The organism is Gallibacterium sp. ZY190522 (assembly GCF_054166015.1).
Map to the genome: position 1 here is coordinate 580,261 of NZ_CM135118.1, position 23,746 is coordinate 604,006.

21 protein-coding genes are annotated in these 23,746 nt (G+C 36.7%); 2 read left to right on the plus strand and 19 right to left on the minus strand.

What is annotated here, in order from left to right:
• Positions 1–4: 4 nt before the first annotated feature.
• From ACXPAV_RS02710 to ACXPAV_RS02725, 4 genes are read right to left on the minus strand one after another with little or no spacing between them, the layout of a single operon-like run.
• Positions 5–883: a hypothetical protein gene (locus ACXPAV_RS02710; RefSeq protein ID WP_458003950.1), complete on the minus strand. Its 879-nt coding sequence runs from the start codon at positions 881–883 to the stop codon at positions 5–7.
• A gap of 13 nt (positions 884–896) precedes the next feature.
• Positions 897–1,532 (minus strand): hypothetical protein, encoded by a 636-nt coding sequence (locus ACXPAV_RS02715; RefSeq protein ID WP_458003951.1) that lies wholly within the window; start codon positions 1,530–1,532, stop codon positions 897–899.
• A 3-nt stretch (positions 1,533–1,535) separates the two neighbouring features.
• Positions 1,536–2,969, minus strand: coding sequence for a hypothetical protein (locus tag ACXPAV_RS02720; RefSeq protein ID WP_458003952.1), 1,434 nt, complete (start codon positions 2,967–2,969; stop codon positions 1,536–1,538).
• Positions 2,969–3,250, minus strand: a complete 282-nt coding sequence (locus ACXPAV_RS02725) for a hypothetical protein (protein WP_458003953.1) — start codon at positions 3,248–3,250, stop codon at positions 2,969–2,971. Before ACXPAV_RS02725 ends, ACXPAV_RS02720 begins: the two co-directional genes overlap by 1 nt.
• A 191-nt stretch (positions 3,251–3,441) precedes the next feature.
• On the opposite strand from ACXPAV_RS02725, the gene ACXPAV_RS02730 reads away from it, so the two are divergent.
• Positions 3,442–3,771, plus strand: a complete 330-nt coding sequence (locus ACXPAV_RS02730) for a hypothetical protein (protein ID WP_458003954.1) — start codon at positions 3,442–3,444, stop codon at positions 3,769–3,771.
• 53 nt (positions 3,772–3,824) lie between these two features.
• Here the strand turns inward: ACXPAV_RS02730 and ACXPAV_RS02735 are convergent, their stop codons facing one another.
• The 15 genes from ACXPAV_RS02735 to ACXPAV_RS02805 form a co-directional block, all read right to left on the minus strand.
• Entirely contained in the window at positions 3,825–4,301 is a 477-nt protein-coding gene (locus ACXPAV_RS02735) for a defense against restriction DarA-related protein (RefSeq protein ID WP_458003955.1), read from the minus strand.
• Between the two features lie 3 nt (positions 4,302–4,304).
• Positions 4,305–4,766, minus strand: coding sequence for a hypothetical protein (locus ACXPAV_RS02740; protein ID WP_458003956.1), 462 nt, complete (start codon positions 4,764–4,766; stop codon positions 4,305–4,307).
• Entirely contained in the window at positions 4,763–5,659 is an 897-nt protein-coding gene (locus tag ACXPAV_RS02745; protein WP_458003957.1) for a hypothetical protein, read from the minus strand. Before ACXPAV_RS02745 ends, ACXPAV_RS02740 begins: the two co-directional genes overlap by 4 nt.
• Positions 5,656–6,030, minus strand: coding sequence for a hypothetical protein (locus ACXPAV_RS02750; protein ID WP_458003958.1), 375 nt, complete (start codon positions 6,028–6,030; stop codon positions 5,656–5,658). Before ACXPAV_RS02750 ends, ACXPAV_RS02745 begins: the two co-directional genes overlap by 4 nt.
• Positions 6,031–6,033: 3 nt before the next feature.
• On the minus strand, positions 6,034–6,549 hold the full coding sequence (locus ACXPAV_RS02755) for a hypothetical protein (protein WP_458003959.1): 516 nt from the start codon (positions 6,547–6,549) through the stop codon (positions 6,034–6,036).
• A 70-nt stretch (positions 6,550–6,619) separates the two neighbouring features.
• Positions 6,620–6,952 (minus strand): Rz1-like lysis system protein LysC, encoded by a 333-nt coding sequence (lysC, locus tag ACXPAV_RS02760; RefSeq protein WP_458003960.1) that lies wholly within the window; start codon positions 6,950–6,952, stop codon positions 6,620–6,622.
• A gap of 305 nt (positions 6,953–7,257) precedes the next feature.
• Positions 7,258–7,728: a lysozyme gene (locus ACXPAV_RS02765; RefSeq protein ID WP_458003961.1), complete on the minus strand. Its 471-nt coding sequence runs from the start codon at positions 7,726–7,728 to the stop codon at positions 7,258–7,260.
• 18 nt (positions 7,729–7,746) lie between these two features.
• Entirely contained in the window at positions 7,747–8,049 is a 303-nt protein-coding gene (locus ACXPAV_RS02770; protein WP_458003962.1) for a phage holin family protein, read from the minus strand.
• Between the two features lie 5 nt (positions 8,050–8,054).
• Positions 8,055–8,264 (minus strand): hypothetical protein, encoded by a 210-nt coding sequence (locus tag ACXPAV_RS02775; RefSeq protein ID WP_155275200.1) that lies wholly within the window; start codon positions 8,262–8,264, stop codon positions 8,055–8,057.
• Positions 8,218–8,994 (minus strand): hypothetical protein, encoded by a 777-nt coding sequence (locus tag ACXPAV_RS02780; protein ID WP_458003963.1) that lies wholly within the window; start codon positions 8,992–8,994, stop codon positions 8,218–8,220. The genes ACXPAV_RS02775 and ACXPAV_RS02780 overlap by 47 nt, the downstream gene beginning before the upstream one ends.
• Positions 8,995–9,003: 9 nt before the next feature.
• Positions 9,004–9,915 (minus strand): hypothetical protein, encoded by a 912-nt coding sequence (locus tag ACXPAV_RS02785; protein WP_458003964.1) that lies wholly within the window; start codon positions 9,913–9,915, stop codon positions 9,004–9,006.
• A 73-nt stretch (positions 9,916–9,988) separates the two neighbouring features.
• Positions 9,989–10,432: a hypothetical protein gene (locus tag ACXPAV_RS02790; protein WP_039095725.1), complete on the minus strand. Its 444-nt coding sequence runs from the start codon at positions 10,430–10,432 to the stop codon at positions 9,989–9,991.
• Between the two features lie 10 nt (positions 10,433–10,442).
• Positions 10,443–17,786 (minus strand): LPD3 domain-containing protein, encoded by a 7,344-nt coding sequence (locus tag ACXPAV_RS02795; protein WP_458003965.1) that lies wholly within the window; start codon positions 17,784–17,786, stop codon positions 10,443–10,445.
• A 25-nt stretch (positions 17,787–17,811) separates the two neighbouring features.
• Positions 17,812–20,466, minus strand: a complete 2,655-nt coding sequence (locus ACXPAV_RS02800; RefSeq protein WP_458003966.1) for a defense against restriction DarA-related protein — start codon at positions 20,464–20,466, stop codon at positions 17,812–17,814.
• A 478-nt stretch (positions 20,467–20,944) separates the two neighbouring features.
• Positions 20,945–21,892, minus strand: coding sequence for a hypothetical protein (locus tag ACXPAV_RS02805; RefSeq protein ID WP_458003967.1), 948 nt, complete (start codon positions 21,890–21,892; stop codon positions 20,945–20,947).
• A gap of 171 nt (positions 21,893–22,063) precedes the next feature.
• Between ACXPAV_RS02805 and ACXPAV_RS02810 the strand changes: the two genes are divergently transcribed.
• Complete coding sequence (locus tag ACXPAV_RS02810) at positions 22,064–23,596, plus strand: hypothetical protein (RefSeq protein ID WP_458003968.1); 1,533 nt, start codon at positions 22,064–22,066, stop codon at positions 23,594–23,596.
• Positions 23,597–23,746 lie beyond the last annotated feature (150 nt).

A 23,746-nucleotide genomic window follows, 5' to 3' on the forward strand; every position in this document is an offset into this window, starting at 1 on the left:
CTCATTAGAAAAAACGCTTTAATAAACTGCCTACGCTTTTCGTTTTTTCAGCATCAATTTCCTTAGTGGCATTTCCGTCATTTTCAAGTACAATATCTGCGTTATCGAAAATAGCGGCTTGTTTTTTTACTTCGTCCAGCCTTTCAGTGCTAAAACGGTTATTTTTGTATTTGTTTTCCAATTCCAGCTTCAAAGAGACTGTTTCATCCAATAAAGCCTGATTTTGATTAGTAAGATTTTCAGAAGCATCCAATAAAAGTTGATATTGTTTTTTCAAATCTTCATTAATACTTTCAATATGTTGTATATGATCAAGCAAAAACAACCGCTCCTCATTCATCAATTCTTCGGTAGAAATATCATCCATCCACAAAATGGCGTTTTCATCATATTCTTGCGTTGAAATATCATCAAAAATAGGTGAATAAGGTCTGTTTTTAGCAAAATTTGGTGAACGAACATAATCAAAGCCGTAAAAGATATAATCGCCGTTATTTTTCTGTGCAATAGCGGAAGAAAAACCGCCAGTGTTCTGTTGCAATAAATAGAAAGCTTTTCGACCATATTCATTGTCGTAAAACTCTGCTTCGTGTTCGATTGTTCCATCGTCTAACGCTTTTATATAGGTCGTTTTAAAGCAAGGATCGAGCGCAATTAATTTATCTCCGTCATAGACCGCATCTTTAACGCCCAATCCGTATTTAATACGTGGTAAATGGCTGTAAAATCCTGTAACTTCGCCAAGTCTAACTTGCTCTTGAAAAGCCGGATCATTAATTGCTTTTACAATTCTGCCTACATCAAAATTGCGTGGTTTACCAGTATGTTTTCGCCCAATATCTTTAATATTAAATTTAATAATACCAGTCTTCATTTTTTCCATTATTTTGTCTCCATTACTTAATTGTGCCAGTGAAATCAACTGAATAGTAAACTGTGCCTGCAGTAGCTAGACCTAGTCCAACTGCTCCAGAAAACTCACGTAAAACCTCTAGCATTAATACAAATCTTGCGCTAATCAGTGTCTGTAAAATCGGTGCGTATCGATAAAATAAATCCCCTGTTTCTTCCCAGTCTGTAACGGAAATTTTTACCCTACTGGTAAGCCAGTGCGGTGTCCCTTTTATTTCCATTTCCTCTTTATTAGATAATGCGATAGGGTAGTTTTTAGCCGTTTCCTGATACATTTGAGCAATGCGGAATGAATTAGGGTAAAGCATCTGCAGGTAAGTGTTTAAAAAATGAAAACCACGCTTAGGATTGCGGATTGTCCAAGCCTTCATCAAATACGCTAACGGCTTTACTTCCTGTAAATTTTTAATGGTATTTAATCCACTCATTGAGAAAAAAGGGTAAAGCACATCAATATCTTGCGAAACGTAAGGCATACCGTATTGAAGTAATCCATCAACCCTACTTCCTAGCGTTTCTTTAAACACTTCAAGGAAAATGTTTTTAACTTCTTTTTCAATATCGCCAATTTCTTTCTGGTGGAATAAAGGTGACCCTGTTTTAAAAGGCTTATTATCCATTACCTAGCCCCCCCCCCATACGTCACTTGCGTACTCTGATGTTTCTACCGTTACATTAATTGAGCCGTTGTCCATAAAACAGAAAACTTCGGGCTTGTTGGCGTCAGGCAAAGTAAAAGTAACATCTAAATCTGACCGTTGATCGGCTATCGCATTAATATTTTTTAACAGTAAATCTGCTATGACTTTATTTCTTAAATGCGCACGCCCAACTTTCCCTATACTACTTTCCCCAAAAGTAGAAATTAAAACGTCATACACTTGCTGTCTGACCGTGTCTTCGTCATAAAGCCTTGAAATAGTTGCTTTTACTGTAACAGGAATTTTCTTAATAACAGGTGCAATAAACTTGATCTTGTAGCTATCATCTGCCTGTTTAATGATATGTTCGATCTCGTTTTTTATAGCTTCATCGCTACGCAAATCATTTGTTGCTTTTTTAAATGAATAAAATAACGTGTTAACATTATCAATGTTAGCACCTCTTGCGAGTTCCTCTTTTTGCTCATTCCACACATTTAAAAATGGCAAATCACCAAAATGTGCTTTTACTAAGCGGTTAAATTCGCCCAAATAAACAGCGTTATCGTCATAAACAGAAGGGAATTTACATAGTTCTTTTAATGTTGCTAAACTTACAGGATTAACGCCTGATTTAGTCAATGATTTCATCTCAAACTTTAAGTTGTTTTCATTGTCTTTTTGAATATATTCGAGCGTAAAAGGGCTTTCTGTTTCTGGTAAAACATTGCCAAACGACATATTTTTTACAATTTTAACGGTTGAGTTTAGCGGAGGTTCAACACCAATAACGCCCCTCATTCCAAATTTAATAAATAACCGTTTAAATTCATCACTTTCAACGTGGAAGACCTTTTCTCCTGCTTGTACGCCGTTATATCGATAACTAGGCAAATAAACCTCATCATCAATTGATACTGTTATTCCCGTGATATAACTACCGTCTTTAGGCTGTTCCACTTCAATCGACATAAATGGCTCTGGATTATCAATATAAACGGTCTGTGTATCTGTTGTTTCTTGTATAACCGCTAGTTCGCCTTCTTGCTTTCCTTTGATCGTCAAAGGCTTAATCACCTTGTAATAACGTCCGTTGCTATCTAATAAGACCCGACCAACACCAAGATAAATTGTATCTTCACTGTCATTAGTAACCTTTAAAACCATTTCCGCAGAAGAGGCGGTAAATAATAAGCCTTTTGCTGCGGCGTCTGCTAAGACTGTCGCTTCACGTGATTTAACAAACGGTTCTTGACTAGAAACCTCTAATTGTTGACTGAACATTGAAAGCATTTCCGCCATTGATTCTTGAATTTGAAAATAGCGAGGATCGCCGGCGTGGAAAAGTGCCGCCATAAGCGGATATTTCATTGAAGTGGCTTCAATAACTCGTAAAAAGTCTGATTTTGTCAACATTAATTAACCTCCACAGTGACATCGCCGACTTGAATAAAAATCTGTAATTTATCGGGAGGTATCGGAACGCTAAACATATTCACATTTACACCTGAGAAAAGCGGTATATCGTGTTTTAACTTTGCTATCATTTCATCTGCTTTATTCATCGATAACGGTGTAAATAGAAGTGTATTTTTATCAAAACCATAACTTGATCCAAGATAAGTGTTCACTGGTGTATTTAGCCAGTGTCTGAGCATTTTTTCTATTTCTTGTGATGTAATCGTGACTTCATCCATTTATAACCTCGCCGGTAGTCATAACGGCTATGATTATGAAGAGATAAAAAACAAGAACGTTTTTATTTTTCCTAGAAAAGAAGAGGAGAGTAGCCAAATTTAGTAACTATAATAATCTTTAAATTTTCTTGTCTGTTTTTTGCTCGATTGTTAAGCATAATCAAAAATATTTTAGTAATTAAGAGGTTAAAATGATTGAAAAAAATAGCATTGCTTGTACAAGATTAGTGCAGCTAGTAAGTGACTTTTCTACCAGCGTTAAAGCGTGGGAGTCTGCCATTCGTTATCAAACTAAGCCTGATGAGATACACGATATAACTTTAATTTCTCAGCGAGTTTACGGTCGCCGTAATGAATATTTAGTAATTATGGCAGCGGCTGGATTAAGCACATTTGATGAACCCTTGAAAGAACAAGTCTTAACACTTCCTACAGAAGCACAGTTACAGTATTTAAAACAGCGTGCAGGATTTGAAAATAATGAAAGAAAACGAGATTTTAATATTGAAGAATATCGGTAATAATGAAAGTGAAAAGCCGGTAAACTTTTTACTATTTACCGGCAAATGATAAGTTAAGCGGCTTTCAAGGCTTTAAGGTGCTGTTGTGCCTTATTAATTTCCTGATCAAGTTCAGCTTCACGCTGTGTTAAGGCTTTTTCTTTAGTCACAACGGTTGATCTCATTTTTGGAAGTTCAGCTTTCTTTCTTGCTAGTTTACGTTGGAACGCCACTCGTACACTGTCTAACTTTTTCAGAATTTCCCCAACTGCTTTTTTTATATCATCCTGATTCTTAATAGGAAGTTCGCTTTTATTCACTTTAACTTTAAAAATATCACCTGTTTGCTTAATTAATAAAGTCACAGTTTGTGAATCGTTAGCTACAAGGTTTAATTCTTTATAAGAAATGCCACTTGCGCGCTTAACAGGCGAGGCTTCTACTGAAACAATCATTGCGCCACCACGCTTTAATATTTTAGTGATTTCTTTTGTTGCTTTTTCGCTTTTTTCACCTAATTTTTGAAAATCAAAAACTAATGCCTTTTCCATATTTTATGCTCCTCCATCTCCGTCATCGTCCGTGACTGATGAACCGTGAATTGTGCCTGAGGCTTTAATATCCCCAGTTACAGTTAAAGAACCTTTAATTGTTACATCGCCGATTAATGTTTGTGTAGGCGATTTAATTGTCGTTGAGCTAGTTTTAAGATTGATCGTATTGTCAGCCTCCACTTTAAAATTCTCGTGAGTAAATGCCCGAGTCTTTTTATCTCTGCCAGTGTTTTTATCACGGAAACCTAATGCAATAGGGCTATCAAAGTCATCGCCATTAAACAATATCCAGATAGCGTCACCAGGTAAAATACGGTAGCCAGTATAATCAGGACGATCACCGAACGGATAAACAATACCTGCCGCCTTAATTGGTTTACTTCCACCATCGGTATAACCGGGAATTTTTATTTTTAAATCCTTTCCGTCCCAGCTTACCACTTCTGCCGGAATTAATTTCATACAGATAATTCTCCTAACCATAACCTACTGGATTGCCCACCTGCGCCAACGTCCGGATTAGAAAAGATATGCGTTGCGGTAATAATAACGTAATCTTTTGTTTTAATTCTAATTAAATCGCCAGCGTTAAGATCGGCGGATAATCCTAAAGTAAGCACTTTTTTTTGTAATAAATACGTTCCCAAATTATTCAACTCTTGCTTGTCAATATTCACTTCAAAAGAGGATATTCGACCGCCTTTTTTATTGTTCGCAATGGAAATAGTGCCGTCAGCAAGATTAGAGTAATGGCGAGGGGCTTGATGTCTTTCAAGAAACGAGCTTTGATAATCTTGAGTGTAATCATTTTCAAATACCTTTTTAGGCTTTTGTTTAAACAAATCACGCAATCGATAAAAATTAACGGTATCTTTGCCATCCCAAACAATAGTAGCGGCGGCTAATTGCAATGCTTTCTGAATTGAAAAAGAAGGAACTTGACCAATTAAACAAGTGAATTTATTAATTTTGATGTCTTTACCTACCTTTATTTTTGCACCACACGCACGATAGGCTGAAGCAAGTGAGGTAGATTCTTCGGTGACCGCACGCTCTTTTGTAAAAGCAATCTCATAGCAAGACTCCAGTAATCCGATAACGTGAACGAAAATAAAACTAGGATCGCCCCTTACAGATAAATTCTCATTGATTGTTTTACAGGAAATAATTTTATATTTCGCTGTTGTCTCACCAACAGAAATGATTTTCCCTTCTGTAATGTAGGGGAGAATCTGATCATCTGCTCTAAACATCACCTCTACAGTGCTAGGAATAGCGACAAGATCAGTGCGTTTAATAATGGTCGGCGTTAAATCACCTTTTAACGGTGTGCCGTTTTCTAGCGTAATAATCATATCGTTACAATATCATACTGGAACGCAAGCAATTGAATTTCTTGCTCTTTTTGTGTTATTTCACTTGAAATTTCAGAAACGGAACGACCATAGGTTTCAATCCCTAATGATCGTGTTGCCTCAAGAATCAAGGCGTTTTCTCTTTCTGTGTAAAGCTCAAATAACGGTGCGATCATCGCCCATTCACTGTTTAATAATTCAAGGTTTTCATCAATGGTAGATTCCCTTTCTGCTTTTAATTGAAACACGCCAAACCCTTCATAATATTTCGCCGCACGAATAGCCTGACTTAGTACCGTCTGAAAGTCTATTACTGTGCCGGTCGGTCTGATATTATCGAAGTAAAATTTAGCGTGTTCTTGTAAAGTCATTTATTAAAATCCACCCATTAATGTTTTAACGTTACCTTCTTCAATTTCACCGAAATAGTTACCTGTAATATCGCCTTCAAGCAATAGAATTTCAGTGTTTGACTGGAAGTCACGTTGCACCGGCGCACCCATCGCAAAAAAGCAGTTACGCAATTTTTTACGATTCACAAATTTATCCGGTGTGCCGTGATATAACCAAGCATCGAAGTAGCCACCTGTTTCGAATTTAATTTCAGTAAAAGTACGTTCGATAACTCGATCTTCTGTTTCCACAAAAGACGCACTACCACTAAACGAGGTTTTCGCCTGACCCGGTTTATTTGTTTCATTCCCTAATGGAAGAGGAATAACAATCGGTTCAGCCGGCAAACTGGTAGGATCAGGAAACGATTTAATCTTAACGTGAAGATTTTCTCGCCCGATAATTACTAGGGTAGCATCTGAGTTTGTTGCGTCAGTCCCGATAGACTGAGCAATATTATAGGTGTTATGTAAAAAAGCACCTGTATTTACAGCCATTTTTGTCTCCTTTTATTTTTGATAAAAATCATCAAAAACAATTATCAAGGTGACAAAAAACGGCGATTTTCTATTTTTCCTGTGTTGTTCCTTGTGCGTTTTTTCGCTTAATAAACTCGTTTATCAGTTCTATTTTTTTATCACATCCTATTAAGGCATTTTGTAATTTAACTGCATATTCAGCTAAATCTCGCCATTTTTGACCGCCAATAATTGGCTTTTCACAACGAGAAAGTAGTGCTGCCGGCGGTTCAATATAAACAGTCGTCTTTTCGTATTTTGTTAAATCTTCACTCTTTTTTTTCGTCTGTGTAGTGCAACTGGTTGAGCAAAGGATAAGGAAAATCACTGTCAGCACACTGATTCCCTTGTAATAACGTCTGAATTGTTGAAATTTGTGCATTTTGCTTTTCCCTTAATTCTCGTTCAAAATCAAGTTGTTTTCTTGAGATCTCGTTCTGTTCGTTAATTGTTTTTTTTAGTGAATCTATTTTTGTATCTAACTGATTAATTAAAGCAAGTCGCTTTTCAGCGATATCATTCATATGTTCATTAGTTTGCTGTAGCATTTTTATCCGTTCAGCTTGAAAGACTGATTGAAATGTCGTGATTGCAATGCCAATGATCAACATATAAAAAAGAAAATTGCTTACAGTCGTTGTTTTCGTGGCTTTCTTTAAAATCCAGAAAATAAACATTGATATTTTTTTAATCATCGTACACCTCTTCAAGAAGTAACTTAATTTCAGCCGTTCTGCGTTTAACTAAACCGGGTAATATGACTTTTCTGCCTCTAATGGTTATTTTGTTGTAAAGTGCCATTCTGGCCGCAACATCCAACATCCCTTTTCCACTATTTAAATAGCTTAATGCGCTGCTGTTTTTAAATGCTCTAACCCCAATATTAAAAGCAAAAATAAGAAGCGCATCAAATTGATGTTGTTCAAGTTTTACCTTAATCAGTGGTGATATTTTTTCCGCAAAGTGCGAACAATCCTCAGCTAAAAGCTGTTCAGCTTTTTCCTCACTAATAGAAAGATCTTTAGTGATAGGCTTACTATCAACCATTCCAATATGCCCATAGCCAATAGTTAAATTACCTGCACTATCTGCGTAAGCCTTTAAACGCTTACCTTCCAACCGTTTTAACAAGGCGAAGCCTTTATTGCTTAATTTCATAAAATTGTCTCCTTTAATTTATTTATTATTCGTATAAAACTTACTAATGGCTTTAACTGCAATTCTTAATGCCCCTACACCGCAAAAACCGGATAATCCAGAAAAACAGAAAATAACATAAATACTTAAGCCCTTTTCTATTCCGTATAACGTGGCCAACGCCCCAGTAAAACCGCCAATAATCATCTGAATCACTACACCGTCACACGTCACTTTTTCTTTCTTTTCTTGTACATCGGTTAAATGTTTTACAAGTCCGCCAAACATAGCGAATAGGGTAGAAAATGCGATCAAAAGCCAGTCAACATTGACATTTAACACTTTCTTTATCTCCTACTGTTGGCTATCGTTTTAAATAAAGCATTCCATTTTCGTTGTTCAGCTTTCCAGTGTTCTTTAAATGTTTCTGAATCAATTAAATCCACCACTTCGCTTACACAGGATTGATTTGCCTCACAAAGAGAATGATGAAAATGTACAACAAGTTGATTAGTGATCGTTTTTAAATTTTCCAACCAGTCTTTTCGTAACTTCATTGATTGCGGAAAGAGAGCAAAATCGACCTGCTGTAGTCGCCCCCTCCCGTGGGAGCGACAAGCAAATAATTCCTTCTTCATCAAAATTAATATTGAATAAGTGATTGTTTTTATTATCTATTGCTTGAGTAAATAGCGAAAATAACACTAAAAACTCACTTTCTGGATAGTTATTAAATGTGGAGTATTTATGTTCAATACGACGTTCAATTTCACTGGTATCAGATACCTCTTCTTCATTTTCCAGTAATAAACACGCCGACATTGCATAGATAAACCAGTCAAGGCGAGTAGGCTTATCCGCTTTTGAGAAAATCAACGCTTCAATAATCTCAATATCTCTGCCGGTCAGGGGCTTAATAAACCATTTATCGCCTCCAGCCTCACCAAGAAATAAACGATTAAATTCAGGTTGATACTGCTTTTCATAATTTAAATAATCAGATAATTTTAATTTTTCACCTACTAAGAAATCCGGTGTATTAGAAGATTGCCCAATATAAATACTTTCAATAAAAATACGCTCTTGAACGGTTAAATCACCTAAATCTACTTTAAGGCTATAATTTTCATTCCAATGAATCTCTTTAATTGCTCTTTTTAAAAATTCACCTCTTGTTTTTTCAAATAAGTGTGGTGGAATATTTAATAAATTGCGAGTGTCTGCTATTGTTAATTCCTGTAATGTGAAAGAAAATCTTGATGTTCTAACGTTTTGAAAATAAAGCATTTTTTCTCCTTACCCTATGATTCCTGCAATACCTAAAATTCCACTTCCGTAAATTCGATCAATATCGGTTTTATCCCAAGCAGTAAGAGAAGCAATTGATAGATTGACTTCAGCGGAAGCATAACCACCGGAAGAAGTCGTAGGAGAAGTAATCGGATCGGAAATAGACTCGATCACCATTGGTTTATAAACTCTTCCTTTATATTCCATCCCAATTACCTTAGGGGCTTTTGAAGGAAGGATTGTATCGACGGTGCCTTGCACCAGTCCTTTATCACTTGATATGTTTTTGGCCATATTTACAAGCGCACTGCTCCCTGATAATTCTTGAGGAACTGCCCAGCTTAATAATTGGTGGATAGGCTTCATCACTTCTATTTGTTCATTGCTTCTTGCTCTAAACAGCAATTTCATATTGATTTTAATTGGTGGCATCCCAGCGAAAATCTGGATTGAATTAAGTTTTGTCACTCCAGTTTTTCCTACATTGTCGGAAAAGACTTTTTGAATTTTTGCTGTAACAACGCTTTCTTGAACGGTTTCACTCAGCATACCCAAGGCTTGATTAATGGTATCGCCAAGCGCACCGGATTGAATTAAATTAGCAATTGCAGGAACTTTTTTATCTACGCCGGTTTCTTCAAAAGGGCTTTGCCAATTAAGCACATATTCAACTTCCGCACCCTCTAAAATAGGCGCACGCACAGATAATTCGAGTGGATCTTCTATCCAACCTAATTCAGTTTTTTTTACAACAAAAAAGCGTGCGATTAGATTATTGTTTAATCCTTGCCAGTCCGAACCTAGACTTAAAACAGAACCTAGCCCAAGATTAAGACTGCTGCCTAAACTGTCTATAGCCGAGCTAGCTTTATTAAATCCCTCTGAAATACTGCCTGAAATGTCGTCAAATACGCCCATAAAAAATCCCCTATCAAATAACGCTATTGTTAAATAGATAAGGGAGTTTTAAATTTTATTTTTCCTAAAGATTTTAACTTATGGCATACATTTCCATATTAATATCGTGTAAGCGATAAGGCGTGTCATCCTCAAATGGATAGAATGTATCACTGCCTTGAAACAAATTAGCGTTGTAATATTTCTTAAATTCAAACGCTGCAATAATGGTTAAAATCTCACTGGAAATATCATCTGTTTCCGGTATGGTGTAAGCATCGATCAAAATAGGCGGCTCATCATTAGTAACACTTACTGGCATAAGCCCTAGATTATCTAAGGCTTTCAATACTGCACCATAATAAACGCCGAAACGCAAATAGGCTTTAGGTTCATCTCGCAAGTAACTTAAACAGATTTTCCCGATTGTTTCAGCGTTATACTCGTTACCTGTTCTTGCTTCATAACTCAATTTAAAATCGAGGTATAAATCCGCAATGTTTTGCGGATCGAATAAATAATTAACAACTTGTTTCATTTTTTATCTCCTACAAGTTTTCGCCATAAACGTCAAATGCGTGAATGCTTGAGTTTTCTTGAAGATACTGCCAGAAATCGCCTCGCATTACCCAGCATTTACCGTATTTAGTAAACACGTCTGCTAAATTTGGAACAGTGGCAAAAAACTCACCATCCCACGGCTTCCCACCAGTGCGATCGTACAAGAAACCAATAACGCCTTCTTTAGCTCCTTCTGATTTTGCGAAAGATTTCGCCCTATCACGGAGTTTTGTTCTCGTAGAGAAGTCATAAGTGTCACGTCCAAGCATTGCCACAAAAGCCGGTCCTTCATAAGTTTCTTTCTCAATAAACTTAGTGATATTAGGGAGAATTGATAAGAAACCGTTATCATCTAACCCTCCTAGATTTAACCCAATATCAATAACAGCTTTACCATTGCTTTCTGAATCAACAACCTTTTGTTTAACCCAATATTTAACAAGTAAATCATAGATTTTTTCTTTAGCGTTCTCTTCTTTCGCAATGTCTTCCGGTAAATTATCAATAAAATCTTGATAATTAACTAGATCAATAAGCCCCCAGAATGAGCCATTTAAAATACTTCTTGCTATATTATCGTTTTTAATTGCCAGATATTTAAGATAATCCACCATATCACCATTAATAATTTTCAATGTTTTTAACAAAATTCGGCTAAAATTTGATAAAAATTGATTTGGCAAAAAAGCAGATTGTAACTGCGAGAAATTAAACGATAAAGGTGCGTCATATTCGCCTGTCTCTTGATTGCGTTTTAAATCATAATGTTCTTCGCCTTTTTTGAAATGCTCCTGCATTTTCGGCAATTGAATCAATTTATAAACTTCTTCATCTACCAATTCTTTAATATCCGGAGAAAAGAACATATAGTTATTATCATCATAACTTGCAAAGCCGCTTACCTTAATCATTTTTCTATGATCTACAAGATATGGCTTAACCTGATCGGCGAAAGTAAATCTGCCTTCATTACTATATAAAGGCTCATTGCCCTCTTGAATGCGTTCAAGCTCAACTTCAGCGATTTTCTTGAAAAGGAAAGCACATTTATCATCTGCTGCTTGTCCGAAATAATTAATTTCAATATCGCCTGAAAGATTATCAAGATTGAACTGACTTCTTAAGTAATAATTTTCAGCCTCTGGATTAATAAATACCTGCGCTATATTAATATCTTCTTGTTTTTCCAAAGAGGCAATCGTCACATTTCCACCTATAGGTTCGATTTCAATCGAACCATAATAAAGATTTCCATTAATTTTAATCTTAACAATATCTTTTCTTTTCGGTATCCATCCATTATAAACTTTATCTTTATGAGTAATATTGATTAAACGTTGTTTTAATTCCTCATCAAGACTAACGGTATTAGATAAGCCTTCAATTTTATCTGTAATGCCTTGAATATTATTATTAAGCAACGCCAAATCTTCCTCATAAAAATGTTGAATTTTTTCGTCAAATTCATCTAATTTATTTGAAAGATTTAAATCACAGAATTTTTTAACTGCGTCAAACTCATCTTCGTAACCATTAACCAGCTCTGAAATTTCACCAAATCTGAAAAGTGATTGAATTTCATTGAAATACCGACCGGCATCATTGCCTTTTAATTTATCCAATCGTTTATTAAGGGTTGTTGTTGATTTCCCCTCGATCTCATTATCCTTAATTTTATTTTCTAACTCATTAATGATATTAATGTAATTTTTATTAATAGATACTTGTAAGCTATACAAATCTCTATAAGAGCGATTCCTATAGGAAGAAACATCTTTAAATGCCTCCTCATCCTGTCTTAATGTGCGCATCACGTCTGCCATACTGCGTAATTCAGTCTGTTTTGCTTTGATAAAATTATCTTTCTGGCGTTTCTCAATACTGTCAATGGCTTGTTGCAATTCTTCTTCGTTTGAAATGGAAGCCAGAATTTCCATATCTTCATTAGATAAACCACCCTCAATATTCACCACAGAATTTTCGCCACGGACAAGCTCACTAATCCAGTCACTCTTACTGTTCACGATTTTACGTTTATATTTATCAAACGTGCCGTTTACATCGTATTGATAGATTTTAACCTCATCAACATAGTTACCTTGTCTTACGCCACGACCATTGCGTTGTTGTAAGCTGTCCGGTGTCCATCCAACAGTTAAGTGGTGGATTGCTTGAGTGCCTTTCTGAAGATTGATACCCACTTCAGCCTTTTTATTAGCAATAATGATACTATAGCGGTTATCTTCTGCTTCAGCGTTAAAACCATCCTGAATATCTTGCATTTCACCTTGATCAGGTACAACTTCCGCATTAATGATTTTAATTTTATCTGCAGGTATGCCACATTCGTCAGTCAATAAAATTTTAATCGCATTATGCGAGGCTAAAATATCGGAGAAGATAATTTGCTTACATAATCCACCATTCGCTTTAGGGTGAGCTAGCTCACTTCTGACATTATCCACAAGTGCCGCCATTTTAGCGGAAATATCCACTTTTAGCGGAATTTTTTCTAACATTTTCAATAAGATATTTTGCAATTTCTGATCGGTGCAATTTAACGTGATTTTATTCCCTTCAATATCGGCTTTAACCCGATATTTATAAATGGCTTTTTTCAAGTTACTTTCACCGCCAACATCAACAAAAGTTACATCAAGAATATCGCTTTCATCCAACCCGATCTTGTTAGTCCGTTCGCCACTTTTTTCTAATTTATTGAATGCCTCAACCGCTTTTTTAGCTGCATCTAAATCTTTATCTTCCTTAACATAATAAACGGTCTTTTGCTCTGCGATATTCGGATCAAGCAAGGATTGAGAAAGTTTATTCACAAAATTGAATGGGTGTGCTAATAACTCAATATTAACCCCTTGTGTAGCTACCGCAGCATCCAATTCTTTGACTTGTTCTTCTGTCATTAAACCTTTTGTTGATTCTTTTAATTGTAGCCTTGCTAATCGATAAATTTTCCGATATTCATCAAGCAAGTTTTGTTGTTCTTCACCGATAGCCACATTAGAAACTACCTCAATGCCTTCTGGAATATAAGTAGAACCCTCTTTAATATCTTCAGCGTTTTTCATTGTGGTTACGCTGTTAAATAGACGGCGGAGAATATCGCTGTTTTTAAAGCCGGTAAAGGTTTTAAATACATCTAAGCGATCATCGACTGTACGTTGTTGAGTGTTGTCGATATTGCAGAATGTTTCGAGGAAATTATTTACACCGCTTACCCCGACCATTTTATTGACGTAATCTTCTCCGTTCGCTAATGAAAGCATCGAATAAATTTCTTGAGGGCTATTCGTGATAGGCGTTGCGGTTAAACATAAAACACCATCATTCTTAACATTGCCTTTGCGGATATACCACGTCTTAGCCAAAGCATTAGCCGCACCTGCAGAAGGTTTACCTAGAACAGATAGGAATTTCGCACCGCCAAAGGTCGCCCCAACCGCATTTTTATAAATGTGAGCCTCATCAATCACAAGGCTATCAATACCCATTCCTTCTAGTTCCACAAATGTGGCTTTCATTTGAGAACTGATCAACTTACCTAATTCACCAAGTTTCTGTTCTTTCTTCTGTAAATCCTTGTGTCCTAAGCTTTTTCCGCTGCCATTAGCCATATCAACATAATCAAGATAATCTTCAATAGTGACTTTTTTCAACATTATTGCAATAAAGTTGGTGGAAGTCATAAAAATCTTATCGTGTTTATTTTCATAGATTGAAGCAATATCCGCTGTCACTTCTTTTGTGCCTGCAATAGAAAGACTGCCGTTTTTCTCTCTTACACCAACGAATAAACAACGATTAAACACCTCTTCGCTGTAAATGCTTTTAGCCTCTTTTCGCCAGTTGGTAAGTGTCGTATTTGGGACAACAAACAGCGTTTTTTTCTTAACATTAATTGATTGTAAATGTTGAGCCACCATTAATGCGGTGTAGGTTTTTCCAAGTCCTACATCAAATCCGCAAATACCGCCCATTTGCCGTGCTTGTTGTCGCACAAATGCCGATTGATGTGGTCGAGGAGAGAAGTTGCTATTAATGCCTTCAATATGAATATCGGTGTCATCCTCAACTTGATCGAATTGAAGCACGTCATCATTATTCAATAAATCATCAAGTTTTCCTAACAAGCGTTTATTACGTTTCACCGCACTGTCGAATTGTGCATTAATGGCATCAATCTCACGTTTTAATCCGGCTAAAATTTCCTCTTGTCGCTTAATGTCTTTTTCTTCTTTAATTTTCACGCCTGAGCTTACAGAACCATTATTATTTAAGTAAAAAGCGATTCTTCGCAAAATGGCATTACGATTAGATTTGTCCCTCGAACTTGCCTCTTTAAAGACGTATTTAAATCCGCCATCGTCTTTCTCTTCCAAAGAGAAAGTACCGCTATTCCTTGCTACATAGGTATTTAAGAAATTGATTTTATCTTGAGGATCGATAAAGCTGGTGGTTAAAGATAAATTAATTTTATTCAAATCTACCTTCGCTACACGCTCATTCATTAGCTGCATTTGATTGATCAATTTTTCTTTCAATGCGTCATCCGCTTTAGCGATTGCCTCACGATATTTATCTTTTAATTTCCCTACATTGCCGACAAAGTGATCATTGATAGAAATGATTTTTTTACCGTCTAAGCTATAAACCCAATCATCTGAATTATCTAAATCAACATCAGGGAAAAGTGCTTTAAATCGATTTAATTCAATACCTTGATCAGCTGTGTGTCCGTTTTTATAAAGCTCTTGTTCATAAATCTGTCTAGGCGTTAAGGCTTTTTCTTCCATTTCAGCGAATTCACCCCGCCAATATTCAGTAAAGGCTTTTGCTTTTTTGTCGTAGACAAGATTTAAAATAGCCTTAAATGCGTTACTTTGTTCAGCAGTACAACCGCCCGGAGCTTTTTTCGGTCCTTTAAGCACAATAGCTTTGATTGCCTCACTTAAGTTAGGGTATTTCTCAGCAAGATTTAATTTAGAATCAAGCGTTTTTTCCTCTCTGGCATCCATAAATGCGTGAATGATGGTGACTAACCGCTTATTCTTTTCTGCTTTAAAATCAAGCAGATTAATTACCCAATCTCTGAAAACGGTATTTAAGATAAGATTTCGCTGTCTAGCTTGTGCAAGCAATTCATAAAGTTCTGCCAACCCACGTTCATTGTGTTCAAATACATTTAAAGCCGTATCGTCAAAGGCTTTTGCTTTTTCATTAATATCAATAACTTCTGAATTACCCACATTTCCAGCATTTCCAGTATTTTCAACCGGAACAAATGCGCCATTTTTAAAGACTTTTTGCTCACCGCCAAAATAAATCATATCGCCTTCTTGATACTGTTCTTCTGATGGTGGAACAGCATCAAGCAAGTCCCATTTAATAGCAGAATCATCGCCAAAGCGAGTCATCATTCTAGAGATATTGGCAATACTATCATCGTTAACCACTTTTAATACTTGTTCGCCATAACGGCTTTTAACTTGAGTTGTTTTCCCTAAAATATAGCGTTTCCCTTCGGTTTCGAAATACCGACCGTTAATAAAGGTATCTCTAAACACATTGGCTTCTGTTAAAAGTGCCGGATTTTCTTTATAAACATCATCAATAATCTGTTTATTGGCTTTCGTATGTTTTCTTAACACCATTACATCGGTAACAACATCAGCACCTGCAGTAGTAAATAGCTTGTTTGGCATACGATAAGCCCCGATAAATTCCGCTTTCAAGGCAATACGTTTCCGCAAATTCTCCTTGCTTTTATTGGAAATAACCGAACTTGATGACATAAAGACGGCAACACGGCCCGGTTTTAATTTATCAAGTGAACGCAAGATAAAGTAACCGTCTAGGCTTTCATCCTGATAGCGTTCATCCAAGAATTTATACGAACCTCTATTATCGCCGAATGGAACATTAGCAATTACAGCATCAACACTTTCATCTTCTGTTGCTTTGGCATATTCTTCAAACGGTTGAATAGAAACCGTTTTATTATCACCTTCAAATAACGCTTTATTAATTGTGCCACTTACCGCATCCAGTTCTACCGATTGAATCAAAGCCTCTTTCGGTGCGACCGCACTAAACACACCTGTTCCGGCGCAAGGATCAAGCACTGTTCCGGCGGTAAAGCCGTAAGACTGCAACAAGTCCCACATTCCTTTAGCGGTTGCTTTCGGTGTGTAATATTCGTAAGCCGATCCCTTAATGCCATCAGCAGAAACCACACCGCCACCGCTACCGCTGTAAAGTGATAATGTTTTGCGTTGATCATCGGTAATATCACTATATTTCAATTCACCGCTTTGTAGTTTTTTCACGATAGCAATAGCTGCATCATTACGTTTTTGCCTTGTTCTTAACCCTACACCTTCTTCATTGTAGTTAAATAATTCTTCATTGGCGGTCTTATCCATTAAATCAGCAGTTGTTTTCACTAAATTAGGCGAGGATTGCGGATTTTCTTCTGTATTAGCAGCCTTATCAAGTTGATCTAAATCAATTAAATTACCTTCTTTATCACGAATTTCTAGAATTTCCACTAAATAATCATCTTGTTCTTGAGTATCATCTAAAATAGTGTTATTTTCTTCAGTAATGGCAACATAGCCCCCCGAAGGTCTTTCGCCGTTTGGTGATGTAAGTACTGGGGGTGCGTTGCCAGTTTCATTGATACTATCAAGCAATTTATGAGAATATCCGATTAATTTCCCTGTTACTTCTAGTTTTCCACTGTCTTTCTCTCCTGCTTTTACTTGTAAAAGTAAGTTCATTTCATTAATTTCAACTTTTTTACGATAGATATGGAAAGCGACAAAACGATCTCTTCGTTCTTTATAGAGTTCTTCTCGTTTAATGAATTCACCAGAAGTAAATACTTCAGCTATCTTACTTAATACTTTTGTTTCTAGTTTTCCAATTTGAGCATTAAAAGAGAAGTGATCAACGCTTTGATCTCGATTAAAATGAACTGTTTTACCGTCTACAGTTAGTAGCTTCTTGCCTTGTAAATTATTTTTTAAATAATCTTGAGCAATATTGTACAACTCTTCTCTGTTAGGATTTTCAGGTAAAATTAACTCAGGCAAGTTATCATCAACCGTTTCTTCTTCCTCTTTAGATTGAGAGGTTCCTGTCGAGGAAATTTTGTCTTTAGAATTAATTACTGTAATCAACCCAAGCTGTTGTCTTAACGATTGAACTTCTTTTGAAAATTTTAATTTCTCAAGTGGTTTTTTAGATTTATCACGTGCAATGATTGCCTGTTGTAATGCTTTGCTTAGTTTTAGTTTTTCTAAAGTGTTCATTTTTGTCTCCTTAAAATCATAATTATTAAGCGGAAAGCTCATCGAGTTTAGCGACAAAAACATCTACCGCTTGCATTACTAAAGCTTCCATTTCATTTTCTTGCCCATCATACCGTTCAGCAATTTCTGTGATTTGTTGCTCAAATTCCTCACTTAACGCATCAAAATCACCGGCAATCGTTTTTTCTAGAAACGCACGATCTTGCTGTTCTTGTTGGTTTGCACTGTTCACGGTTTTATCCTCTTGCTCTTGTTCAGCTTGTGTTTGTTGACTTAGCAAAAACTTAGCATAGTCATATTCATATTTATTCAGTTCAAAACCGAGTTTATCTTCTCCCTGCAAGAAATATTCCATTGCTACTTTCAGCCCTTTTTCTTTGGCTTGGTTATATTCTTTTTCAGAAACATAATCCCAGTAAAATTTTTCTTTGCCAATGATGTTGTTTTCGCTTTTTCTGACTTTATACCGAACCTGTAAATCAGTATTGCCATCTTCAATTGCTTTTTCTACCCTCTCTTTACGGTTGTTGACGACAACACGTGTGCCGTCTTTAAGCTCAAGCCGTATCGGATTGTTTTTGGTTAAATCCGCAACAGCACGTCGTGCGGCTAGGGTATTAGGGGTTAATCCCAATGCCTCTGCAAGGCGAGCTTCTTCCGCATCTTTTTCAGCTTTCATAGCTGCTTCTTGTTGAAGCTCTTCTTTTTTCTTTCTTTCTGCCTCTTCGCTTTCTTGCTGTCTGTATTTTTCTCGCTCTGCTTCGTATTGTTCTACCTCTGCTTGATTTAAATTTAAAAATTTCACAAGCCATTCATCCCAAGAACGATTTTGTGCGCTAACTTTCAAAGGTACGCCTAATGTTTCAATAGCGGCAGTACGACATATCTGTTTAACGTTTACTTCATCGTTATTGAGCCACGCTCTGGCGTAAAGGTACGTTGGGGCATCGCCCGATTCTTTGGCTTTCATTAATGTGCTAACCACTCGGATGGCGGAACTAATGTAATGATGACCATATTCTGACTGAATGAACTCTGCGTTGATTTCTCCGGTACGAACTTTTTTCAAGTCTTCATTAATTCGCTCACGGTCGCCCTCTGCACCGCCGTAAGTACTGTTCTCAATGGCTTGGCGTATTGCGCCAGCATTCAAAGAAACGCCACCTTGAAAGGTAATGCGGTAATCATTAGGTACATCTACTGTTTCTGAATTATCTTGTTCACTCTTAACAAATTTAAGCGTATTGGCTGCAAAGGCTCTTGCTACATCACCTATAGTTTTTTCATCAAACGGAAGATCTGTGCCTCTTGTTAAACCGACTCTTTCGCCATTGGCTTTATACCCATACATTTCAGTAGTAAACGTATCACCGGTTTTCTCAATGGTTAAGAATGTGCTTAGACGAGTGCTTTCTGAAGAAGCGGTAAATGTGAAAATATTTCCGGCATCAGGCAATCCTAAAGGATTAGCACCGCCACCGGATTGAAAATTAAACCCTATCTTTTCCTTCAAAAACGGTGAAACAATGTCCATCACGATATTTGGTACTGAAAGAGGTTCGGACGTTTTTTCATCAGATTTATTTTCTTCTGGTTCATCAGCCTTTTTAATCGCTTCTAGGGTTTTCGGCATCCAATAAAGATCAAGTTCGGCATTTGCACCGGTGATTTCATCGATACTGATATAACCTAATTCCGGATCGCCGTTCATCACTGTCATACCAAAGGCTTGCCGTGTGCCTGCACCGCTCATATCTTTTTCAGTGATGTAAAAATCACCGTTGCTAACGAAATAGTGAAGTTGTGCGATTGCGCCATATCCTTGTCCGTCTGTTTCATAACTCTTAGGCATTGTATCAATACGCTTAAATAACGGCTTCAGCGTGTCCACCATACCGGTAGACTCTTCGCCTTTTAACGCATCTTGAATGGTTTTATATTGGCTTTTTGAGAAAAAGGCTTTATGCGTCTCTAAGGCTTTTAACATTTCTTGTGCGTCAATCGCCTCATCCGTTTCTTTCATTGATTGTGTAGCCTCTAACAGGTCAATTTCTTTATAAAGTTTTTCTAACGTTTTTTCTTTTTCCGCTATACGTTGTTCCATTTCCTCAATGCGTTTCACTTTTTCCGCACGTTTTGCATTTTGTTTAGCAAACGCCGCCGAATTTTTTTCAGCTAATTTCATTACACGCATTGCCACTTCACGAATATTAATATCTGCTCCACGTTCAGGTGCGACTAAAATCGTTACGTCTTTTTTGTTTAATACCCATTTATAAGAGATAACATCATCCTGTGGTGCGATTTTCTTCGGTGTAGTGTCAGGATTATGGAAGAAGATAGAAATAGTCTGTCCGTCTGACAATTCAAACAGAACGGCAACGTTAGCAGTGCCAAGACGCATAAAAGGATCGGTGATTTGCATACCTGCAATTTTAATTTCGCCGCTTGCTCGATTTAACGCCATATTTAGTTGTCGCATTTTCATCTCAAGTTTGGCAAATGGTGCGACAATCGCATCAAGTAGGGTAATTTGTTCCGCCTCATCAAGAATATCTGCAATGGCGCAAGGCTCATAAAGTAAACCGGTTTGCATATCCTCATTACGGAGAGAATCGAAAATTGCCGTAAAACTGGTGTTCATCGGCTGTTGTTGTTCTGTCCAAAAAACTCTATTCATTTTTAAATACCTATATTGTTGAAGAAATAAACTAAATAATAAAACGAGAGAAAACGTCATTATTTCCATTTTTCCTATTTAAAATTAAAAACCTTATTTAAATTTATCAGATTCGTGCCGTAAAACTCTGCCCTTCAGGGCGGAGATATAAGGCATAGACCGTACAGCAGTCATATGTTAGACTGAAAAAGTGTATTAACAGGGATACGCTCAGGCTTTCTCAATGACGATACACTGTTCAGGGTAGGGCATACCCGTAGCGCTTGTGAAGTGAACCGCATTAGCGGTCAGCAGCAAGAACCCACCGAGAGTAGCCCACGCAAGGCGTGGGAGCTGGCAGGAATCCCAGTCCTTTAGGGCGGGGAGGATGTCAAAATATATTAAATGGTAATAAAGAAACTTTTGTTAACTTCGCAAAAGAGAAGATTATTTGTAATTAATTTAAAACCCACAACAAAAAAATTGTGGGTTTTTCTTATCAAATAAACGTATCTGTTTGAATAAACCGCATTGTAAATTCTTCCATTGCTTGCTCACGTCTGGATAAATCATATTCAACGCCTACCGGTCTGGCGATAATTGTTTTATCATAACCGCCAAGATTGGTGCTATCACCAACGAAAGCGTGAAGAATGCGAATCATCAATAAACGTTCCGCCATTACGCCTACTGTGCCGTCTGTACGAACGGTATTAGTTGCCCATTTCTCAAAACAACGCTTAATTGTGCCATACTCATCATCCATTGTTGTGATAGTTACATCCACCGGTTGCCCTGATTTTGGCGCATCAACCACTGAAGAACCAATATTATACTGTTCCCCCTCTAGTGTGATTAATGAATAAGTTAAATCAGTGGCTAGCATATTAATCATAGAGGTTATGCCACCACCATTTGCGCCGGATAGCTCAGAACCAATAATAGGAATAGAATTAATTGTGCTTGAAATTAATTGCGAGGTAGCTTTGCCGGCAATGTTCGCTATGCGAGAACCGCCAAGCATTCCACTAATTTTATTACCGACCACGCCTCCGATAGCACCAGATAAATTACCTAATAAGCTGTTTACGGAAACCGGATAAGGCGAAATATTAACTAAAAATAAATTCTTTCTAGCGTGTTCGATGGCAAAAGCCAATGCGGTAATACGCTCAACCTCTTTAATTGGCAATTTGGCGTGAAGTTGGCTGTTTAAATAATCGCCCATTAATTTATGATAAGGTGATGACCGTTTAACTAAATCATTGATCAACCCACTGTTTACGGCGGAATCTAGTGCGTCAGTAATATCGCCTTTTTTCATAAAGGCTTGAGCAATACTTACTCCCTTGTTTAATAGCGGTAATTTATCCGTGCTCATTTTAGTCGATAAAATGCCTGCACCAGTATTAACGGCAATTCCGGCTATTTGTTCAAATAAACCCATAATATTTAATCCTTTTTTGTTATTTATCCGATTATTGTAAAAAATAGAAGAGAAGTGTTCTGTTTGTTTTTCCAGTGGAAAAAATCAAAATACATTGGAAAAATAAAAATACATTGCCTTGTGATAATTGGATAATTTCTCTTATTTGTTATTCAAAAGAGGATTAAATTTGTGAAACTGCCATCATTTAAAAGCATTTTCTTTTCTGATGATGAAACTAACCGTTACGAGGGTGCGAAAAAGAAGAAAAGTAATCAAGAGGTTTTAGGTGTTAACTCTTCTATGTTATTGAATGACTTAGATTATTCTTCTATTTCTCTTTCGTCATCCTCATCAATTTTAGTTAATGAAATAAGAACAAGAACCAACATTTTTAAGCAGTGGCAAACAATGGAGCGTGATCCTATTATTAGTTCTGCGTTAAAAATTCATACTATTGCGGCATTGGGTGGCCACGAATCAAAAGGTGATTTAATCTTTTTAGAAGAAACTTCTTTTGCCACAGATAGCGATAAAAAATTAATTGATGAATTGCGTTCTGATTTACTGGATATATTTAATAATATTGCTTTTTCTATCACTTATAATGCGATCGCTTTCGGTGATAGCTACGTAAGAACCTATTTTGAAGAGAAGAAAGGCTTAGTTGCTTGCTACTATGATGAATTACTTCATCCTGCGCTGGTTTTACCTTATGAACAAGCTGGCATTACAAAAGGCTTTTTAATTAATAGCGATAATAAACATCCATTCAGGCTAAATGCATTACAGATAGCTAGATTAAAAATGCCAAGAGTGCAATTAATTCCTCAAGATTCCGTTTTATATAAAATGGCGCAATCAAATTTAGAAATAGACGTCGTGGAAGACTTGCCTTTTTTACCTTCGCTTGTCGGTGGATCATTCCTTTATCCTGCAGAAAAACCATTTAATGATTTATATACATCATTAGCGGCAATCGTTGGTCAGCGGTGGGTTGATTCCATTGATGAGTCTATTTTATCGGTTAATTTAAGCGGTGGAAGTCCGGAACAGCAAGGAAGATTAAAAGATTCCATTATTAAAATGCTCACGAAAAGTAAACAAATGGCGGATCAAGCAATTAATGGAACACCGATATTGAGCAGAATGCGCCACGTTTTATTTACGACCAATGAAAAGCAGATTATTACTAATAACGAGGGTATTAATTCAAAACGTGCGAACACAATAAATATTGAAGATATTATGCTACACGCAAGGTTATTAGCTGGCGCACTAGGCGTTGATCTATCAATGTTAGGTTTCGCTGATCAGCTTTCAGGTGGTTTAGGTGATGGTGGATTTTTCCGCACGTCAGCTCAAATGGCGGAAGGCTCAAGAATGATCAGGGTAGCCCTAGACCGTTTTTATCACTCTATTATTGATAATCATATGCTGTTTAAATACGGAAAGAAATTTGAACCTGGCAAACGCCCATATGACATAAACTTCTATGGCTCAATCAGTGCTTTTGAAGCGGAAAAACAACGCACAAGATTAGACGCTATCAACGCTTCAAGTCTGGTTACGCAAACGCTATCACAGATTAAAGACCTAGGACTAGGTGAGAAAGAACTCATCTTGTTTATGACTAAAGAAATGATGCTAGACAATGAAGACGCTCAGGCTTATGCGAAAGCAATGTTACAGAATAAATCAGAAGAAGAGCAAGGCGGATTTTAATTAAAAAAAATCCTACCGAGAAAACTAAAAACCGGTAGGATTTTTTTATTTAACCACAATCAACCATCATTAAGAAAGCAGCAGCTTTCGTGTTACATTTTACATATAAGTTATTATTTAGGCAATATTTTATATTAAAAAAATAACAAC

What these genes read in the sequence shown, in the direction of transcription:
- ACXPAV_RS02710 (WP_458003950.1), bottom strand. Translation starts at nt 883, where the DNA reads ATGGAAAAAATGAAGACTGGTATTATTAAATTTAATATTAAAGATATT.
- ACXPAV_RS02715 (WP_458003951.1), bottom strand. Translation starts at nt 1,532, where the DNA reads ATGGATAATAAGCCTTTTAAAACAGGGTCACCTTTATTCCACCAGAAA.
- ACXPAV_RS02720 (WP_458003952.1), bottom strand. Translation starts at nt 2,969, where the DNA reads ATGTTGACAAAATCAGACTTTTTACGAGTTATTGAAGCCACTTCAATG.
- ACXPAV_RS02725 (WP_458003953.1), bottom strand. Translation starts at nt 3,250, where the DNA reads ATGGATGAAGTCACGATTACATCACAAGAAATAGAAAAAATGCTCAGA.
- ACXPAV_RS02730 (WP_458003954.1), top strand. Translation starts at nt 3,442, where the DNA reads ATGATTGAAAAAAATAGCATTGCTTGTACAAGATTAGTGCAGCTAGTA.
- ACXPAV_RS02735 (WP_458003955.1), bottom strand. Translation starts at nt 4,301, where the DNA reads ATGGAAAAGGCATTAGTTTTTGATTTTCAAAAATTAGGTGAAAAAAGC.
- ACXPAV_RS02740 (WP_458003956.1), bottom strand. Translation starts at nt 4,766, where the DNA reads ATGAAATTAATTCCGGCAGAAGTGGTAAGCTGGGACGGAAAGGATTTA.
- ACXPAV_RS02745 (WP_458003957.1), bottom strand. Translation starts at nt 5,659, where the DNA reads ATGATTATTACGCTAGAAAACGGCACACCGTTAAAAGGTGATTTAACG.
- ACXPAV_RS02750 (WP_458003958.1), bottom strand. Translation starts at nt 6,030, where the DNA reads ATGACTTTACAAGAACACGCTAAATTTTACTTCGATAATATCAGACCG.
- ACXPAV_RS02755 (WP_458003959.1), bottom strand. Translation starts at nt 6,549, where the DNA reads ATGGCTGTAAATACAGGTGCTTTTTTACATAACACCTATAATATTGCT.
- lysC (WP_458003960.1), bottom strand. Translation starts at nt 6,952, where the DNA reads ATGCACAAATTTCAACAATTCAGACGTTATTACAAGGGAATCAGTGTG.
- ACXPAV_RS02765 (WP_458003961.1), bottom strand. Translation starts at nt 7,728, where the DNA reads ATGAAATTAAGCAATAAAGGCTTCGCCTTGTTAAAACGGTTGGAAGGT.
- ACXPAV_RS02775 (WP_155275200.1), bottom strand. Translation starts at nt 8,264, where the DNA reads ATGAAGTTACGAAAAGACTGGTTGGAAAATTTAAAAACGATCACTAAT.
- ACXPAV_RS02780 (WP_458003963.1), bottom strand. Translation starts at nt 8,994, where the DNA reads ATGCTTTATTTTCAAAACGTTAGAACATCAAGATTTTCTTTCACATTA.
- ACXPAV_RS02785 (WP_458003964.1), bottom strand. Translation starts at nt 9,915, where the DNA reads ATGGGCGTATTTGACGACATTTCAGGCAGTATTTCAGAGGGATTTAAT.
- ACXPAV_RS02790 (WP_039095725.1), bottom strand. Translation starts at nt 10,432, where the DNA reads ATGAAACAAGTTGTTAATTATTTATTCGATCCGCAAAACATTGCGGAT.
- ACXPAV_RS02795 (WP_458003965.1), bottom strand. Translation starts at nt 17,786, where the DNA reads ATGAACACTTTAGAAAAACTAAAACTAAGCAAAGCATTACAACAGGCA.
- ACXPAV_RS02800 (WP_458003966.1), bottom strand. Translation starts at nt 20,466, where the DNA reads ATGAATAGAGTTTTTTGGACAGAACAACAACAGCCGATGAACACCAGT.
- ACXPAV_RS02805 (WP_458003967.1), bottom strand. Translation starts at nt 21,892, where the DNA reads ATGGGTTTATTTGAACAAATAGCCGGAATTGCCGTTAATACTGGTGCA.